The 18,932-nt window shown below is 34.7% G+C and carries 18 protein-coding genes; 12 read left to right on the top strand and 6 right to left on the bottom strand.

Annotated features, from left to right (window positions below):
- Positions 1–56: 56 nt before the first annotated feature.
- The 3 genes from H4O20_RS14965 to H4O20_RS01070 are packed head-to-tail and all read left to right on the top strand — an operon-like array spanning position 57 to position 3,700.
- A complete protein-coding gene (locus H4O20_RS14965) occupies positions 57–242 on the top strand; it encodes a hypothetical protein (RefSeq protein ID WP_221442661.1) in 186 nt (61 codons plus the stop codon).
- Between the two features lie 9 nt (positions 243–251).
- Positions 252–1,037 (top strand): GLPGLI family protein, encoded by a 786-nt coding sequence (locus H4O20_RS01075; RefSeq protein ID WP_185097995.1) that lies wholly within the window; start codon positions 252–254, stop codon positions 1,035–1,037.
- 14 nt (positions 1,038–1,051) lie between these two features.
- The gene (locus H4O20_RS01070) at positions 1,052–3,700 is read left to right on the top strand and encodes a carboxypeptidase-like regulatory domain-containing protein (RefSeq protein ID WP_185097994.1); all 2,649 of its coding nucleotides are present in this window, start codon (positions 1,052–1,054) and stop codon (positions 3,698–3,700) included.
- Between the two features lie 17 nt (positions 3,701–3,717).
- Here H4O20_RS01070 and H4O20_RS01065 read toward each other — a convergent pair whose 3' ends face one another.
- Both H4O20_RS01065 and H4O20_RS01060 read right to left on the bottom strand, forming a co-directional pair.
- Positions 3,718–4,035 (bottom strand): hypothetical protein, encoded by a 318-nt coding sequence (locus H4O20_RS01065; protein WP_139854370.1) that lies wholly within the window; start codon positions 4,033–4,035, stop codon positions 3,718–3,720.
- A 56-nt stretch (positions 4,036–4,091) separates the two neighbouring features.
- Complete coding sequence (locus tag H4O20_RS01060) at positions 4,092–5,537, bottom strand: M17 family metallopeptidase (RefSeq protein WP_139854372.1); 1,446 nt, start codon at positions 5,535–5,537, stop codon at positions 4,092–4,094.
- Positions 5,538–5,733: 196 nt separating this feature from the next.
- Here H4O20_RS01060 and H4O20_RS01055 point away from each other — a divergent pair, with 196 nt between their 5' ends.
- From H4O20_RS01055 to H4O20_RS01025, 7 genes are all read left to right on the top strand, one after another.
- Complete coding sequence (locus H4O20_RS01055; RefSeq protein ID WP_139854442.1) at positions 5,734–6,387, top strand: metal-dependent transcriptional regulator; 654 nt, start codon at positions 5,734–5,736, stop codon at positions 6,385–6,387.
- Positions 6,388–6,430: 43 nt separating this feature from the next.
- The gene (locus H4O20_RS01050; RefSeq protein WP_185097993.1) at positions 6,431–7,339 is read left to right on the top strand and encodes a metal ABC transporter solute-binding protein, Zn/Mn family; all 909 of its coding nucleotides are present in this window, start codon (positions 6,431–6,433) and stop codon (positions 7,337–7,339) included.
- A 141-nt stretch (positions 7,340–7,480) separates the two neighbouring features.
- The gene (locus tag H4O20_RS01045; RefSeq protein WP_139854376.1) at positions 7,481–8,218 is read left to right on the top strand and encodes a metal ABC transporter ATP-binding protein; all 738 of its coding nucleotides are present in this window, start codon (positions 7,481–7,483) and stop codon (positions 8,216–8,218) included.
- Between the two features lie 70 nt (positions 8,219–8,288).
- Positions 8,289–8,609: a four helix bundle protein gene (locus H4O20_RS01040; protein WP_260402622.1), complete on the top strand. Its 321-nt coding sequence runs from the start codon at positions 8,289–8,291 to the stop codon at positions 8,607–8,609.
- 155 nt (positions 8,610–8,764) lie between these two features.
- Positions 8,765–9,883, top strand: coding sequence for a metal ABC transporter permease (locus H4O20_RS01035; RefSeq protein WP_185097992.1), 1,119 nt, complete (start codon positions 8,765–8,767; stop codon positions 9,881–9,883).
- A complete protein-coding gene (locus H4O20_RS01030) occupies positions 9,876–11,036 on the top strand; it encodes a metal ABC transporter permease (protein WP_139854382.1) in 1,161 nt (386 codons plus the stop codon). Before H4O20_RS01035 ends, H4O20_RS01030 begins: the two co-directional genes overlap by 8 nt.
- A gap of 139 nt (positions 11,037–11,175) precedes the next feature.
- The gene (locus H4O20_RS01025; protein WP_139854384.1) at positions 11,176–11,589 is read left to right on the top strand and encodes a hypothetical protein; all 414 of its coding nucleotides are present in this window, start codon (positions 11,176–11,178) and stop codon (positions 11,587–11,589) included.
- A 215-nt stretch (positions 11,590–11,804) separates the two neighbouring features.
- Here H4O20_RS01025 and H4O20_RS01020 read toward each other — a convergent pair whose 3' ends face one another.
- The 4 genes from H4O20_RS01020 to H4O20_RS01005 form a co-directional block, all read right to left on the bottom strand.
- On the bottom strand, positions 11,805–11,951 hold the full coding sequence (locus tag H4O20_RS01020; RefSeq protein ID WP_158319109.1) for a hypothetical protein: 147 nt from the start codon (positions 11,949–11,951) through the stop codon (positions 11,805–11,807).
- 107 nt (positions 11,952–12,058) lie between these two features.
- Positions 12,059–14,158, bottom strand: a complete 2,100-nt coding sequence (feoB, locus tag H4O20_RS01015) for a ferrous iron transport protein B (RefSeq protein ID WP_185097991.1) — start codon at positions 14,156–14,158, stop codon at positions 12,059–12,061.
- 40 nt (positions 14,159–14,198) lie between these two features.
- Entirely contained in the window at positions 14,199–14,423 is a 225-nt protein-coding gene (locus H4O20_RS01010; RefSeq protein WP_139854388.1) for a FeoA family protein, read from the bottom strand.
- A gap of 174 nt (positions 14,424–14,597) precedes the next feature.
- The gene (locus H4O20_RS01005) at positions 14,598–15,272 is read right to left on the bottom strand and encodes an SCO family protein (RefSeq protein ID WP_185097990.1); all 675 of its coding nucleotides are present in this window, start codon (positions 15,270–15,272) and stop codon (positions 14,598–14,600) included.
- Between the two features lie 123 nt (positions 15,273–15,395).
- On the opposite strand from H4O20_RS01005, the gene H4O20_RS01000 reads away from it, so the two are divergent.
- Both H4O20_RS01000 and rseP read left to right on the top strand, forming a co-directional pair.
- On the top strand, positions 15,396–17,327 hold the full coding sequence (locus H4O20_RS01000; protein ID WP_185097989.1) for a M1 family aminopeptidase: 1,932 nt from the start codon (positions 15,396–15,398) through the stop codon (positions 17,325–17,327).
- A gap of 228 nt (positions 17,328–17,555) precedes the next feature.
- Positions 17,556–18,881, top strand: a complete 1,326-nt coding sequence (gene rseP, locus H4O20_RS00995) for an RIP metalloprotease RseP (protein WP_165145891.1) — start codon at positions 17,556–17,558, stop codon at positions 18,879–18,881.
- Positions 18,882–18,932: the final 51 nt, after the last annotated feature.

The raw sequence follows: 18,932 nt of genomic DNA, 5'->3' as shown, positions 1-18,932 counted from the left end.
CAACATAACTGAATATAAATCTTTAGTTTTAAACATTAGCAATTTGTTTGTTTTCATTGGGAGCATTTGCAGCAAATAGTACTTTAATAGAAAACAATGAAAAAACTGATCGGATTGAATTAATTACAGAAACAGAAAATTTAATTTCCGATAATTGTGAAATTTTAGTAACCGTTATTACGACAATTAATCACGGTACTTGGATAGAAGTGATTGTAGAAACTTTTACACTTCCATGCTAAATATCTAGTATGAAATATTTTTTATTATTTTTTTTAATCGTTTCGGTTTCTTATGCACAAACAGGAAAAATTGTCTATTCATCGGTATTGAATTTTGGTGGAGGTCAAGTTAACAAAACTAAGAATAATCTTTTTTTTACTAAAGATGCTTCTATTTATTTACCTCAGCTAAAACGTAATAATAAAACCGAGAAAGATCAAAATACAAAAGAAGATGCAGGAAATAATAGAAATGTTGAAATAAACATTAAAGTAGGGACGGATGAAATTGGAAATTTATATTATAATAATTTACATAGTCGTACAATAACATGTAGAGAACCAATATATAATAACAGTGTTCTAAAGTACTATCTTTATGATGACAACGCTTCTATAAAGTGGGTATTGCTCGATGAATTTAAAGGTATATCTGGCTATAATTGTCAAAAAGCTACTACAACTTTCAGAGGCAGAAATTATGAAGCTTGGTTTACAAGTGAAATACCGCTCTCTTTCGGTCCGTGGAAATTTAGTGGGTTACCAGGCTTGATTCTGGAAGTTTATGATTTAACAGGCGAAGTATATTTTAGCTCAGAACATATACAAATACCATTTAAAAATGCAGAGAGTAAAGTTCAAAAACCTTCTGTTGATACTATTCTTGAATATCGAGAGTTTATTGAAAAATCTAACAAGGCATCATCTACTGTTATACAGGCGATGCGTGCACGCTTACCTAAAGGTGCAAAACTTGTTTCATCTGAAATCAAAAGAAATGGTATTGAATTAGAATACGAGTGGGACACAGAATAAAGAAATATTTCATATTGATTATAAATTGCCTGGTACTTTCGTTATCGGGCAATTTTGCTTATTCCCAAAGCCTTGTTTCTGGAACGGTTTCAAATACTTTACAAAAACCCATTCCCTATGTAAATGTTTTTTTAAAAGCTCAAAATGAGGATGGCATAATTGCTTTTACCACTACACAAGAAAATGGTAGCTATGAACTAATAACGGATAAAGTTGGCAATTTTGAACTGACATTTAGTTCCATTTCGTTTCAAAAAAAGACAGAAGTGCTCTCCTTAGAAAAAGGTAAAAACTACAATCTCAACGTGGTTTTAAAAGAAGAGACCTTTTCACTGGACGAGGTAATAATAAATTCTGAAAAGGCAATAACCATAAAAAAAGACACTATTATTTTTAAGGCAGACGCCTTTAAAAAAGGAAATGAAGAAACGGTGGAAGATTTACTAAAAAACATCCCTGGAATTAATGTGGATGGTGATGGTAAAATAAAAATAGGAGGCAAGGAAGTTGAAAAAGTGATGATTGAGGGCGACGATCTTTTTGAAAAAGGATATAAACTGCTTACCAAAAACCTAGATGCGACGGTAATTAATAAAGTTGAGGTTTATGAAAAATATTCTAATAACCGATTATTAAAAGGGATTGAGGATAGCGACCGAGTGGCGCTTAATCTTACCTTAAAGAACAATGTGAAAAATAAGTTGTTCGGTTCCTTAAAACCTGGTTATGGTCTTGCTTCCGAAAATAGGTATGATGCCAGTGCAAATATTATTTCCTTTAGAAAAAAAGATAAATTTTATGGCTTTACCAATTTCAACAATGTTGGTTTAGAGACCACGGCAGCCCTTTCGGAAATGATGGATTCGGGAGAAGGAAATGAACTTGGCAGTACAGCGAAGACTCAAACAGCAGCATCATTTATTAACTTGATAAATCACAAACCAGATGTTGGCGAGGAGCGTACCAATTTCAACAATGCCGAAATGGCCTCCCTAAGCGATATTTATACCATAAGCCCAAAATTAAAATTAAAGACCATCGGGTTCTTAAATTGGGACGAAAACGATTTCTTCCGAAAATCTACGGATACCTATTTTTTACCGACAGGAGATTTTACTACCACAGAAGATTATAGACTTTACGGAAAAACATTCTCAGGATTTGCAAACACACAATTAACCTATGACAAATCCAAAACCGAAATAATAGAATATTCTGGAAAATACAGTGGCAATCGTACTCGAACCAATACTTCGCTCCAGTTTAACTCAGATCTTTCCAATGAAAACTTAAACGAAGATCCATTTACAATAGATCAAAGATTTAAATACATCAACAAATTAAAAGCGAATCAAGCCCTGCTTATAAATGGATATTATGTTCATTCGGATAATCCGCAAAACTATGGGAACAATCGATTTTTGTTTGAGGATTTATTTCAGAATGACAATCAAATTATCGGCGTTTTCCAAGAAAGTAGGCAGGCTTTAAATACTGCCGGTTTTGATGCCGGTTTATTTACTAGAAGAACAAATAATGATTTGTGGGAAGCAAAAGTTGGCTTGGATTATACTTATAACGACTATAACTCTGTTTTTAAGCTTGACGGTATTGATAAAAAACCCGAAGAGTTTCAGAATAATTCAAAATATAAAGAATTCAATATCTTTTTTGAACCGTCGTATCGATTAAAATTGGGTTCGGTGGCGCTTACGGGGAATGTACATTTCGCAAAGCACTTTAACCATCTAGAAGCTGAGGATCAAAACCTTGATTCATCACCATTCTTTATCAATCCAAAAATAACTGTAGACTGGGAATTGAACAAAACCAACCGCATTCTTTCCTTTTTTAAATATGAAAGCAAAAACCCCTCCTTAAGAAGTGTTCAGAATGGATATGTACTTATCCAATACAATCGATTTTCAAAGGGCTTGGAAAATATTGAACCTTTAAGATCCAGTACCTTCTATTTAAATTATACCTTAGGCACTATATTAAGTGTTTTTTATGCGAACACTTCATTTATCTATGTGAAAAATTATGATTACCTCGGTTCTAAATCGGTGATTACGCCAGACTACACTTTAAATGAATTAATACGTTTAAAGGATAAGGATTTTATAAGTTTCCAGACAGATTCCAATATTTATCTCCAGTGGTTAGCTTCAAACATAAAACTGAAATTGGGATATAACAAACAGAATTTTCAGAATAGCTTAAATGGTAATTTGCGAAAGGTAAGCTCTTCAACCTTTAATTATGGCGGCGAATTAAGATCTGCTTTTATAGGGCCACTCAATTTCCATATTGGAACAGAATGGTTTAATAGCGAATACAAAACCACCATAAAACAGAAAAATATTACAAACCGAACCTTTTTGGATATAGTGTACCAGCCATTGGAAAAGCTAAATCTCTCTTTGAATTCGTCTAGGAATTATTTTTCAAATTTGGATAAAGATAATAATACCTATTACTTTATGGACTTTGAAGGGAAGTATCAAATCATAAAAAACAGACTTTCTTTATCATTGGTTGGAAAAAACCTGTTGAACACCAAAACTTTTAGAAACATCAATATTGACGATACAGGAATTTTTAAATCCGAATATCAACTTTTGCCGAGATTTCTTCTATTAAAAGCGAACATTCGCTTATAGAAATTAATTCTCTACAATTAAAAACTTCTATATTTCCTCCTCGTTTTTTCTTTTTCCAGTTGTCTTTCAATTATCAAACGCGCCAAAGTTTCTCCGGCAGATTCTTTTTCTGCATTTTCGGCAAGTGCGGCCACAGCTTTTTCTTGTGAAATATCAATTCGATATAAAATAGCTATTAGTTTATTATAATCGCTTAACATTAAAGAGTTCAAATAACCAGCTAATTTTTCTTTTAGCTCTTCATACGATCGATCTTTAATGGAACCAAGTTTCTCTGAGGCAACTATTTCATAGCTCCATCGCAAAGCTTTTATTTTATCATCATCTTTTTTCAAACCACCAAAGTTTTATAATTCCTAAAGAGTCAGAAATCAAAAATTAAAACTTCATCTTAATTACCTTCTTTAGCTCTCAACTTTATAAAATCGTATAAAAGTCGAACACCAACTCCAGTTCCTCCCGAAGGATTAGAACCTTGCGCATCTTTTAAGAATGCAGGACCAGCGATGTCTAAGTGTATCCAATCGTAATCAGTAAAGTGCTCTAGAAATTTCCCCGCTGTACTAGCACCCCCTACTGGACCTCCAATGTTTTTTAAATCGGCAACATCACTCTTAAGAAGTTCTTCAAACTCTTTCCAAAACGGTAGCTGAATAAGACGTTCGTAGGTGTTTTCTCCGGCTTGTTTTAATTCATCCATTTTCTCCTGCTTATTTCCAGCCATGGCTATTCCAAAAGGTCCAGTAATGGCCGCAGCTGCACCGGTTAAGGTTGCCATATCCACTACAAGTTCAGGTTTATATTGTTTGGCATAAGATAAAGCGTCTGCTAAAATAAGTCTACCTTCAGCATCTGTGTTTTGAATTTCTACCGTGGTGCCATCCATCATTGTGATAACATCATCCACTAAAAGCGCTTTTCCATCGATTTTATTATCAGTAGCAGGTACAAGTCCAATTACATAATATGGAAGTTCATTTTTAGCTACAGCTGCCATTATTCCAGCCACAGTTGCTGCTCCACCCATATCCGATTTCATAGTAGACATATGTCCTCCCGTTTTTAAGGAATACCCTCCAGTGTCGAAAGTCACACCTTTACCTACCAGAACAAGCGGTTGCTTATTACTTGCATTCTTAGGTTTATAGGTCATAATGTTAAAAGTAGGAGGAACTTCCGAACCTTGGTTTACACCCAAAAGTCCGCCCATACCTAATTCCACTATTTTATCCTTTTGAAGAACTTCAACGTCAAAACCGTACTTTTTTCCTGCTTCAGCTATTCTTTCAGAAAACATAACCGAATCCAATTTATTTGGCGGCTCATTTACTAATGTTCGAGTTAATGCAACCCCGTTAATTAAATTAGTTACTTGAGTGAGAGAGGTTTCGGAAAATTCGTCATTTGAAACATAAACTTTCAATTCTTTGTTTTCTTTCTTTTTAAGGTAAGGGTTGAATTTATAACTCCCCATAAGTAGACCTTCTAAAAAGGAGTTTTTTGACTTATCTGTCAAACTGTTTAAGCCTTCCAGAATAGAAATTTCAGAATTTTCTTTTGCTAATGCTTTGTAAAGAGAAATTCCGAGTTTTCTATTTTTTTCAGCATCGTCAGTGGTAGCAATCACCCAAAAGCTTTGTGAATCTTCAAATGTGGTAATAATTTCATCTTTTTCATTTTTGAAAATTGAAGTAATCTTTTTCGATAACGAAGAATTTAGATTGTGCTTCTCCAATTGTTTTTCTTCAGAAATGAAAACAACCTTTGCTGCGTCCTTAGAGGTATTATTAGTTGAATTATAAGAGATTAATTCAAGGTTTAAATAAGAGTTTTTCAAGTCGATCAAGTTTTTAAATTAAAAAATCAATATACACATTTTTGATGTTTTGGATAGTGAATACAGTGAGTATTTTGAACTTGAATTTACTGTGTAATAGAAGCAAATGAGCATCATTAGACTACAACTTTTAGATTAATCTAAATATATTTTTTAAACCAAAAAAATTATATCTTTGCATAAACTTAATTTTGTTATGACTTTTGCGGAAGAAAACTATTTAAAGGCGATTTTTCATTTAGAACTAGAAAGCCAAGGAGAAGTTAGTACTAATGCTATTGCAGAGAGTATGGAAACAAAACCTTCGTCGGTGACTGATATGGTTCAAAAACTGGCTGAAAAGAAAATGCTTGTTTACAAACGATATAAAGGAGCTCAGCTAACTGAAAAAGGTAGAAAAATTGCTGCAGATGTAATTAGAAAACATCGACTTTGGGAGGTTTTTTTAGTTGAAAAGCTCAATTTTCATTGGGATGAAGTTCACGACATTGCTGAACAATTAGAGCATATTAAAAGTGAGGAATTAATTAATCGTTTAGACGATTTTTTGGGGAACCCAGACTTCGATCCTCACGGGGATCCTATTCCAAACGAGCAGGGAGTAATGAAGCGAACAGAGAAAAAGCTGCTTTCCGAATTAAAGAAAAATCAAATAGGTATTTGTGTTGGTGTTAAAGAAAGCTCAGGGGAGTTTTTGCAATACTTAGATAAAAAAAATATCAGTATAGGCACAAGAATTACGGTAATGGGGAAAGAATTTTTTGATGGCTCAATGGTTATTGAAGTTCAAAATGAAAACTTCTTTATATCAAAAACAATTGCCGATAACCTGTACGTACAGACAAGTTAAGGTTTGTTTACTATATAAAATAGCTCAAAAAATATTATAAATAATGAAGAAAATTTTAATAATCGGTTTAGCTATACTTCTCTTTGGCTGCAAAAATGCTGCGGAGGATAATGGTAAAATTAAAGTGGTAACTACTACAACTATGCTTACCGATTTAGTGAAAAATATTGGTGGTGATGCCGTTCAGGTGGAGGGTTTGATGGGCGCTGGAGTAGATCCGCATTTATATAAAGCAAGTGAAGGCGATGTTTCAAAACTCTACAATGCCGAGATAATATTTTACAGCGGTTTGCATTTAGAAGGAAAACTAGTAGATGTATTTGAGCGAATGGAAGCTAGTGGTAAAAAAACTATCGGGTTGGGGGAGTTCATTAATAAAGACGAATTGATTTCCTCCAAATTATTTGCTTCCAATTACGATCCACACGTTTGGTTTAATATTCAGTTTTTTAAGCAGTTTGCGAATAAAGTAACTGACGTACTATCTGAAGCACATCCAGAAAAATTAGATTATTTCAGTGAAAACAATCGGGTTTATCAAGAAAAACTCGATGCGTTAGAAATTGAAGTCAAAGACAAGATTGAAACCCTTCCGAAGGAGAAAAGAATATTAGTGACGGCTCACGACGCTTTTAATTACTTCGGAAATAAATACGGCTTTGAAGTGGTAGGTCTTCAAGGACTTTCTACAGCTACAGAAGCTGGAGTGCAAGATGTTCAAAAACTATCAGATTTTATTATCAACAATAAAGTTAAAGCGATTTTCATAGAAAGTTCTGTTCCGCGTCGTACTATTGAAGCCCTTCGTGAAGCCGTTCTTTCAAAAAATCACGATGTCACTATTGGAGGGTCTTTATATAGTGATGCTCTTGGAAATCCAGGGACCGAAGAAGGAACATATATTGGAATGTTTAAATACAATGTGAATACAATAGTGGAAGCGCTGCGATAGTTTTGAAATCGAAAACGAAAACGAAAACGAAATCAATGAAAATGGATTCTTTAAGTATAGAAAAGTAGTTCAAGACTTGGTCGCGGGCCTTCTTGCGATGTTCTGATCTTGCTGAAGAATTGGCCTAAATATTTAAATAATATGAATGAAAAATTAGCGATAAGTGTTGACGACCTCACGGTTGCTTACAACTATAAACCTGTACTATGGGATATAGATCTGGAGGTACCCGAAGGTGTGCTAATGGCTATAGTAGGCCCTAATGGTGCGGGAAAATCCACTTTAATTAAATCTATTTTAGGGATAATAAAGCCCATTGCAGGGAGTATTTCAATTTTTGGAAAACCTTACGATAAGCAACGTAAGCTTGTAGCTTATGTGCCTCAAAAAGGAAGTGTAGATTGGGATTTTCCTACAACAGCCTTAGATGTAGTGCTAATGGGTACCTATGGCAGTTTAGGTTGGATAAAACGCCCTGGACAAAAAGAAAAGAAAGCTGCTCTGGAAGCCTTGGAAAAGGTGGGCATGCTTTCATTTAAAAGTAGGCAAATTAGTCAGTTAAGTGGAGGACAGCAACAGCGAATATTCTTGGCACGAGCTTTAGTTCAAAACGCTTCTATATACTTTATGGACGAACCTTTTCAAGGTGTGGATGCCACAACGGAAATTGCAATTATCAATATTTTAAAAGAATTACGAAAAGCCGGTAAAACTCTCGTTGTAGTTCATCACGATCTCCAGACCGTTCCAGAATATTTTGATTGGGTGACTTTTTTAAACGTGAAGAAAATTGCAACAGGCCCCGTGAAAGATATTTTTAATGATGATAACCTGACAAAAACCTACGGGATTAATTACAAGGTGGCGGTTAATAAATAGAGGATAAGGGCTTTAGTCGGTAGATAGTAGTCGGTAGTTGTAAGAATGTAAATTGTAAAAATGATATAATATGGAAAGTTCAAAATTTAAGTTTGAAGAGTTGACTGTGTATCAAAAGTCTTTAGATTTCGTGGATGATGTAAATGCTATGACTAAGAAGTTTCCGAAGTATGAATTATATGGTTTGACATCCCAAGATAAAAGAGCTTCAGTTTCTATCCCATTAAATATTGCTGAAGGTGCGGGGGATACCGATCCTCAATTTCATATGTATTTACAAATGGCGTGGGATTCTATAAAAGAATGTTTGGTCTGCTCAACTATTGTCAAAAGGCAAGGTTTTATAACTAAAGAAGATGATAAAACACAAGAAATAAACCATCAGAATTAGCTAAAATGACAGTTTCACTTCAAAAATATCTTAAAAAGAAATAGTTGGTTGACGGCTAGGCTTTAGTCTGTAAAAATGAGTCTTTATGAATAGGCTTGTTATTAAAATTATAACTAAACTCACTACCGTCTACAAACTATAGACTACCGACTATTATGATTGAATATTTTAATCTACTCTGGACCGATTATACCCTGCGAACTATTACGTTGGGGACTGCGGTGTTGGGGGCTATTTGCGGGATGTTAGGGAGTTTTGCAGTGCTTCGAAAGCAAAGTCTGTTAGGAGATGCAATTTCGCACGCAGCCTTACCAGGAATCGCAATTGCTTTTTTAATTACGGGTTCAAAGGACACTTACATTTTATTAATGGGAGCATTAATTTGTGGGTTGATTGGAGCTTTCTGGATACGAGGTATCACAACAAAAACCCACTTAAAGAGTGATACTGCCCTGGGATTGGTGTTGTCGTTGTTTTTTGGTTTTGGAATGTTGTTGCTTACTTATATTCAAAAACAATCTAATGCCAATCAAGCAGGATTAGATAAATATTTATTTGGACAAGCAGCTACACTAGTTGAAAGTGATGTGTTCATAATGATTGGTGTTACAGGAGTGTGTTTAATAATACTTCTGCTTTTCTGGAAAGAATTTAAAATAATGCTTTTTGATATGGATTACACTAAAACCCTAGGGTTTAATGTGCGATTTATCGATTCACTTATTACGTTTTTCATTGTTTTGGCTATTGTTCTCGGACTTCAAACAGTAGGAGTGGTATTAATGAGCGCAATGCTATTGGCGCCTGCTGCTGCTGCTAGACAATGGACAAATAGTCTAGGCACTATGGTAATTTTAGCGGCTATAATTGGCGCTTTAGCAGGGATATTCGGAACTGCAATTAGCGCAACTCAAAACAACCTATCCACAGGACCAGTAATTGTATTAGTAGCCGCAGTATTCGTATTGTTTTCATTTATCTTCTCACCAGGTAGAGGAATTGTATTTAGAGAAATCCGATTTAGACAAAACAGAAATGACTTACAATTGAAGAAAACACTTCAGTTTATGTACGATATTGCAAAAACGCATCAAAATATTTCACATCCACACGCCATTCGTATTTTAAATAATTTCCAAGGATTTTCTAAAAATTCCCTTCGTAAAATGGAAGAAAAAGAATGGATAACATTAAAAGGCCAAGAGTGGTCTTTGACCAATATTGGATTTGAAGAAGCTAAAAACTTATATAACCAACAATTAAAAGATGAGTAATCCACAGCTGGAAATACAACTAATCGCAGCTATTGTCGCAGTTGCATGTGCTATACCTGGAGTTTTTCTAGTTCTTAGGAAAATGGCATTAATAAGCGATGCTATTAGTCACTCAATTTTACCTGGAATTGTAATTGGATTTTTCATCACTCAAGATTTAAACTCGCCTTTACTTATATTATTCGCTGCGCTTACAGGAGTCATAACTGTGATTCTTGTTGAGGTAATTCAAAAAACGGGCTTAGTGAAGGAAGATACGGCCATAGGCTTAGTTTTTCCTACTATGTTTAGTATTGGGGTTATTTTAATCGCCAAGAACGCCAACGATATACACTTAGATGTAGATGCTGTTCTATTAGGAGAACTTGCCTTTGCGCCTTTCGATAGAATGTTTATTTCAGGAATGGATATGGGGCCAAAATCACTTTGGGTGATGGGCGGAGTTTTACTAGTTTCTATAACACTTCTAATTCTGTTTTTTAAAGAATTAAAAGTGAGCACTTTTGACGTAGGATTGTCGTCAGCCTTAGGGTTTTCACCGGTTGTATTGCACTATGGACTTATGTCTGTTTCTTCAGTAACCATAGTTGGTGCCTTTGATGCAGTAGGAGCTATTTTGGTAGTAGCCTTAATGATTGCACCCGCAGCAACTGCCTATTTACTTACCAACGATTTAAAAAGAATGTTGGTTTTATCTGTTGTGTTTGGAGTGTTTTCTGCAATAGCTGGATATTGGTTGGCACATTTATTGGATGCTTCTATATCGGGTTCTATGACAACTGTATTAGGAATTGTTTTCCTACTTGTTTATTTATTCGCACCTAAAAAAGGTTTGATTTCAGTTTTATACAGACAAAAACAACAGCGAACAGAAGTTTCGTTAATTACTTTTTTACTGCATTTAAATAATCATACAGAAAAGAGCGAACGTCATATAAATCACTTGCAAGAGCACATAAATTGGCAAAAAGTTAGATCGAAATCTGTGGTGGATCTGGCGTTAAAAAATAATATGATCACCATTGACAACCACATTGTTTCCCTTACTGAAAAAGGAAAGGAGTTTACCGGTAAGGCCTTAGATTATATCCTTACTAACAGAGACGATAAAATTGAAAACATAAAGGATGATTTCTTTTTGTTTAGAGGCTAAGCATTTTGAAAGTACGAGTGCTTTCAATGGCTATAGGAAAAGGCTGGAAGTTGATAAAACTTCGTAATTATTGGTATTCTTTTAAAAACAAAAAGTAGAATATTTTTAATTATCTTTAAAAATTATAAATTTCACAACTATGAAAAACTCACTATTTGCTATATTAATTCTTATTTCAAGTCTTTCTTTTGGACAAGATTCACCTAAAACTCCTAAAATAGGGGTAAAGATACCAGAAGGTGAAACGGTAGTTTTAAAAGGTGTTTCAGTAAAATTTCTAGAAGTGATTGAAGATTCTCGTTGTCCTGAAGGTGTGAACTGTATGTGGGCAGGAAGAGCTATTGTAAAAGCTGAAGTAACTTCAAATGGGAAAACCGAGGAAGTAACCTTGATTTTTGGTGAAACAAGACCTGGAGAAGAAAAGAACACAAATCTCTTTACTTCAGATAAATTTGTAATTAATGGTTTAACGCTAAATCCTTATCCAACATCTGAAAGTACTGGAAAAGATACTGGTTATGTATTGTTGATTTGTGAGGAGAAAAATAGCTAATTAGTGGCACCCACAGTCCTTCTTTCCACACTTAATTTTTCCTCCATCTAAGGTGTTGCTAGAGTTTTGGCGGGATTCAAAAATAGGGTTCCAGACAAACTTTTTAAGTAAAAAGCCTGCGGCTAAAGAAAAGGTGATTAAAACTAAGATTGTTTGCATAGTACAAAGATACGGAAAGTCCTATAAGTATCATAATAGCACTTGTTCAATAAAAATTAATGAAAACTACATTTACTGCAGTCGGAATGATCTCCAATTTTATTTTTTGAAGTTTTACTTGTTTTAAAAGGATTCCAGATGAATGTTGTAATTAAAAATCCAACTGCAAGTAAAAATGCTATTATTACTAGTATTGTTTGCATAATATTTTATTTTTAAAATTATTACTTTACCCCTTCCACCATCTATTTCTGCTTCGCAGAATAGATGCCACCTTCCCCTGAAATAGGGGAAGGTGCTAGCAGGGAAATTACCTCAAGAACTGGTAAGCAGCTAGAGACACCACATAAGCAATAACGGTCATTACAACTAACTGCCACATAGGCCATTTCCAACTGTTAGTTTCTTTTTTTACAATGGCAAGTGTACTCATACATTGCATTGCAAAAGCATAAAATAAAAGCAACGAAATTCCGCTAGCAAAATTGAATAATGGCCCGCCTAATACTGGGTTTACTTCGGCTGCCATTCTGCTTTTTATAGTTTGTTCGTCATCACTACCCACGCTGTAAATTGTAGCTAGCGTTCCTACAAATACTTCTCTTGCAGCAAATGAGCTCACTAAGGCAATCCCTATTTTCCAATCGTAGCCTAAAGGCCTTACGGCTGGTTCTATAAATTGGCCAACATGACCGATATAGGAATGCTCAAGTTTGAAAGAATTTATATGCATTTCTAAATCATCATCCGACAGATTTTGAGAAGCGTATTCACTTTTTACAATTTCCTCTGCATCATTAAAATCTCCTGGGCCATATGAAGCTAAAACCCAAAGAATAATGGAGATAGCCAAAATAATTTTACCAGCTCCAAAAACAAAAGCTTTGGTTTTTTCAATTACTGTGATTATTACATTTTTCGCTAATGGCACTTTATAGTTAGGCATTTCTACTACAAAGAAACTCTTGCTTCTAACTTTCAAAATTTTATCTAGGATATAGGCCGATAAAATTGCCGCGCCAAACCCTAAAATATACATAAACATTAAGGTTAGACCTTGTAAGCTGAAAATACCGAGAACCCTTGTATCGGGAATCACCAAAGAGATGATTATTAAATAAACAGGAAGTCGAGCAGAACAAGTTGTAAAAGGCGTAACTAAAATAGTGATTAGTCGTTCCTTCCAATTTTCAATATTTCGCGTGGCCATTATTGCAGGAATAGCACAAGCAGTACCAGCTACTAGGGGTACCACACTTTTCCCGCTAAGACCAAAACGTCGCATAAGTTTGTCCATAAGAAAAACCACACGACTCATATATCCTGTTTCTTCTAAAATTGAAATAAACAGAAAAAGAAAGGCTATCTGTGGGATAAATATTACAATTCCTCCCAAGCCAGGGATAATTCCTTCCGCAATTAAACTTGAGAAATCACCCGGAGGTAATGTGTTTTTTGCCCACTCACTTAACGAAGCAAACGAACTGTCTATAAAGTCCATTGGGTACGCACTCCAATCAAAAATTGCTTGAAAAATGAGCAGAAGAATTCCGAAGAAAATAACATATCCCCAAACTTTATGGGTTAAAACTCGGTCTAATCTACTTCTTAAATCCTTCGCTTTAGCAGTGTCTATGTGTAGCGTTTCTTTTAAAGTTTCATTAATAAACTTATACCGCGCGATAGTTTCTTTTTGCTGAAGGCGTTTAAGATTACTTGTTGATTCTGTTTTAAAGGATGCTACCCCTTGCAGCTCGTTTCGGTCTAATTTTCCAAAGTTTACATCTTGCGTAATTACAAGCCACAGTTTGTAAAGGTCCTGATTAGGAAAAGCTTTTTGCAATCTATCGAAATACTCAGGGGCAATATTAGATGCATTCAAGCAAGGTTTAGTAGGAAGCTGATTGTAGTTTTCAATCAGTTCTTTTAAGTAATCAAATCCAAGGTTTTTTCTTGAACTGATAAGTGCAATTTTAGTGTTTAGTTTCTTCTCAAGTAAGGAAACATCAAGCGTAATTGCTTTACGTTTCATCCTATCCGACATATTAATGGCTAGAATGGTAGGGATTCCTAAGTCTTTTATCTGGGTGAAAAGTAAAAGGTTTCGCTTCAGGTTTTCAACATCGGCAACTACCACAGCTACATCAGGGAAATCTTTATCATTTTTGTTTAAAAGAAGCTCAATAACAACATTTTCATCTAAAGAAGAAGCGTTTAAGCTGTAAGTTCCGGGCAAATCTAGAATATGAACTTTACAATTACGTCCAAATTTGCATGTACCTTCTTTCTTTTCAACAGTAATTCCAGGGTAGTTTCCCACTTTTTGGTTCATTCCAGTCAACCTATTAAAAACAGAGGTTTTTCCGGTATTTGGGTTTCCAATAAGTGCTACGTTAATTTGTTTTGCCATATTTCAGCTCCATTAACTTGGTGCGAATGCAGTTTTGATGTTATATCAGGTCAATCTCAATTTTAGAAGCCATTTCTAAACGGATAGCTAAATGACTTCCATTTATGTTTAAATACAATGGATCTCTAAAAGGAGCAATTTGAACCAAAGTGACTTCATTGCCCGGAAGGCAGCCCATTTCTAGTAGCTTCAACGGAACTACATCAACAGAAAATTCTTTGATAATTCCGCGTTGTCCTTTCTTTAAAGATGCGATTGTTAGCACTTCTATTTATTTAGATTGAATTTAAACAAGGCAAAAGTAAGTTTTTTAATTCAGAATTCAGAACTCACGAATCAGAAAAATTTGACCTCTTTTTTAAGATTTCTCTCCTTTATTGTATTCACTTGTACCCAGAAAGGGAAAGCTTTTAGATTATTCAATTGAAAAGTTACAATACTATCTTTCTGAATCTTCCTTTTTTAGAACTTCAATATCGTGAAGAAGTGTTTCGATAGCTTCCGGGTCTGTACCGTCATAAAACCCACGGATGCGTTTCTTTTTATCAACAAGTACGAAGTTTTCGGTGTGAATTAAATCGTACTCCTCATAAGGAACGTCTTTTGCAGCGAGGTATGATTTTCGAGCGAGGTCGTAAATTTCTTTTTTATCCCCTGTAACCAAATTCCACTTAGCATCATTAACCCCTTTTTCAACGGCATATTTTTTAAGTTGAGGCACGCTATCTATTTCGGGAGTAACGGTGTGAGATAGTAGTAAAATTTCATCGTCGTCTTTTAATTCCTCTTGAATTTTTACCATATGGTCTGTCATAATAGGGCAGATGGTTTGGCACGTAGTAAAAAAGAAATCGGCCACATAAATTTTATCGGCATAATCATCTTGTGTTACCGTTTTCCCATTTTGGTTTAGAAGGCTAAAATCGGCGATAGTGTGGTATTTTTTCACGTATTGCATTGTCGTGTCTACTAATTCTGCTGTTACATCGGCAGGTTGATAAACGCGTAGCACTTCTTTCGGTTTCATTACAGAATATATAATGGTAATTATGATAATTGAAATGATAAGAAAAACAATTCCAAAGAATTTATACTTCTTAAAAAAAGTAAGCATATCGTAAGATTTTAGACTGATGATTTATATTAAATTGCAAAAATAAGCCCTAAAACTATCAAAATGAATACATTTAACACCTTAATTTAGCGGTATTCAGTCACCGCCTTTAATATCACAGAAATGAAACATTTAGTTCTTCCGTTTTTCCTATTTATATCCTTCATCGCATTTTCACAAAATCATTATTTGGACGAAATTAGTGAAGCTGAAGCAAAATCGGCAAGTGGTCATTTTGCTCCACAACGCAATATGAATACAGGCAATTACGATTTAAAATACGCGCGCTTAGAATTGAATGTAAATCCTACTCAAGCTTATATAAGTGGAAAGGTAACTTCGCATTTTGAAGCAAAAGAAAATATGAGTTCTATTGTTTTTGAATTGGTCGATAATATGACCGTTTCAGAAGTAAAACAAAGAGGAGTTTCGCTTTCATTCACCCAAAACAGTAATGATGAGGTTGTAATTACACTACCGCAGATTCAAAATCAAGGTGTTTTAGATTCACTGTCTATAAGTTATTCTGGTAACCCGATAAGTTCTGGCTTTGGATCTTTTGAGATAGCGACTCATCAAGGCGATCCTGTTTTATGGACTTTATCGGAACCTTTTGGAGCAAAAGCTTGGTGGCCTTGTAAGCAAGACTTAATAGACAAAATAGAATTACTTGATGTATATCTCACTACACCACGATATAATCCTTCAAATGAGGAATATATTGCTGTTTCCAATGGTTTAGAAATAAATCAGACGGTAAATGGAAATAATAAAACCACTCATTTTCGTCATCAATATCCAATTCCAGCATATTTGGTTGCCATTGCAGTAACAAACTACTCGGTGTATTCGCATACTGTTGATAACAATGGAAATCCATTTGAAATAGTCAATTATGTTTATCCAGAAGATTTAAGTTATGTGCAAACCCAAACTCCTGTAACGGTTGATATCATGAATCTTTTTGCCGACAAGTTTGAACCGTATCCATATGCTGAAGAAAAATATGGTCACGCTCAATTTGGTTGGGGCGGAGGTATGGAACATACCACTGTTTCTTTTATGGGTGGATTTTCTCGTGGATTGATAGCTCACGAATTAGGGCATCAATGGTTTGGAAATAAAGTTACTTGTGGAAGCTGGCAGGATATCTGGTTAAATGAAGGTTTTGCTACATATATGTCGGGAATGGTTGTAGAAAGTCTTGACGGCTCAGGTGCTTTTAATAGTTGGAAACAAGACCAAACCTCCTACATTACCGATGCTCCAAATGGGTCGGTTTATATTCCTGCTCAAGACACTACTACTGTGGGGCGAATTTTTAACAGCAGGCTTTCTTATAGTAAGGGGGCAATGGTAATTCATATGCTTCGGAAGAAATTAGGAGATGCAGTGTTTTTTCAAGGCTTACAAGATTATTTGTCAGATCCATTACTTTCTTATGGATACGCAAAAACGCCTGATTTAATTAGAAACTTAGAAAATGCAAGCGGTGAAAACCTTTCCGAATTTTTTAATGATTGGGTTTATGGCGAAGGCTATCCAAGTTTTAATATCAGTTGGAATCAAACAACTACAGGTAATATTAATGTGAGAATAAATCAGTCGCAAAGTCATTCCTCTGTATCTTATTTTGAAGTACCTGTGCCTTTGCGATTGACAGGGACGCAAGGTGAAACTTTAGACATTGTTCTTGATAATACTTTTAATGGGCAAAACTTTCAGCCGGCTGTAAATTTTACCGTTCAAAACGTTCAATTCGATCCTGAAAATGATATTATCTCAAGAAATGACCAAGTAATTTTAGGGGTTAATGAATTCACTTTAGAAAATCAAATTGTATTGTATCCAAACCCCACATCAAGCGAAATCAAATTGAGTAAATCTGAATCATTAAATGTTTCTCAAGTTAGGATATTTAACGCCTTAGGCCAATTACTTTATGCTGAAGCTTTTTCAGAAAGTATCAATGTTTCAGACTTATCAAGTGGAATTTTATTTTTTCAGATAGAAACATCCGAAGGGGTTATCAATAAAACCATGGTAAAAGAGTAGTTCGTTTCTTCCAAAAGCGATTGAAGTTATACAGGTATATTTCATTAATTAATAAGAAGTAACACATCCGCTTATTTTTTTTGCAAGCTCTAAAAGATTACTTTTGTGCGATTTTTCAATGGAGCTATATTTGTACTGCTTAGAAAAATTGAAGAATTGGTTCGATTTTTGACTAAGTGTCCTATTTAAAATCGCGACTATTTTATATAAATATCTATTCAAGAAATTATGAGTCCATTTGCTGTTAAAGCTATACAATTACTTTTAAGTCTTTCATTGTTAATTGTCCTTCACGAGTTAGGGCATTTTATACCCGCAAAACTTTTTAAAACTAGAGTTGAAAAATTCTATCTTTTCTTTGATGTGAAATTTTCACTTTTCAAAAAGAAAATAGGCGAAACCGTTTACGGAATCGGTTGGTTGCCCTTAGGAGGTTATGTGAAAATATCCGGAATGATTGACGAGAGTATGGACAAGGAACAGATGGCACAACCGCCACAACCATGGGAGTTTCGAAGTAAACCAACTTGGCAGCGACTAATTATTATGCTTGGTGGGGTTACAGTTAATATTATTGTTGGTTTTGTTATTTATATGAGTCTTCTGTATTTCAACGGAAGTAGTATTACTACCAACGAAGATATTCCTCAAGGTTTTGCAGTTACAGAGCAATTTGAAGAATACGGTTTCCGAAATGGAGATCATATCTTAAAAGTAAATGGAGAGCCGTTTGAAGATGTAATGAAAATCAACAAGTATATGTTTTTACGCGATGTTTCCTCGGTTGAGGTAAAACATGCAGATGGAACTATTGAAACAATTTCAGTACCTGATGACGCTGGAACAAAAATGTTTCAGAATGACACGCACTTTCCGTTTCTTCCAAGAACATCAACAATTATAGACACTGTATTAGCAGATTATCCTGCTGGCAAAGCAGGGTTTTTGAAGAACGATAAAATTATTGCTGTTAATGGAACCAATATCAAATATTATGATGAGTTTCAAAAGTTGCTATCTACTAATGATGAAAATATTATTGTTGTAGAAAGAAACAACAGCCAAGATACCTTAAGAGTTAAGCCTAATGAGGAAGGGTTAATAGGAATAAATGTTTCTAGGAAAGAAGTTATTTCACAAGTGGGACAGACTAAGGTGGAATATACTCTAGGTGAAAGTATAGTTGGCGGTTTTGGTTATGGTTACAATACGCTTAAGGATTACGCATCGCAATTTAAATATGTATTCACTAAGAAAGGAGCTACTAAGGTTGGAGGTTTTGGAGCCATTGGTAACCTTTTCCCAGAAGCTTGGGATTGGGTGAGGTTTTGGGAAACAACCGCGCTTATATCTATTATATTAGCGTTTATGAACATTCTGCCTATTCCTGCTTTGGATGGAGGTCACGTAATGTTTTTATTATATGAAATGATTTCAGGCCGAAAACCTAACGATAAGTTTATGGAGTATGCTCAAATGGTTGGATTTTTCATATTAATTGCTTTGGTTCTTTTCGCCAATGGAAATGACATATATCGCTGGTTATTTGAATAATAGAAACCTGCAAGTTTAAGCAGAAAGATAAAAAAGTTAAAATTTTTAATT

Origin of the sequence: Aequorivita sp. 609, assembly GCF_014212065.1 — a bacterium.
Taxonomy (GTDB): Bacteria; Bacteroidota; Bacteroidia; order Flavobacteriales; family Flavobacteriaceae; genus Aequorivita; species Aequorivita sinensis.
The sequence above is the reverse complement of the archived record's forward strand: the minus strand, read 5'-3'. Positions and strand labels throughout refer to the sequence as shown.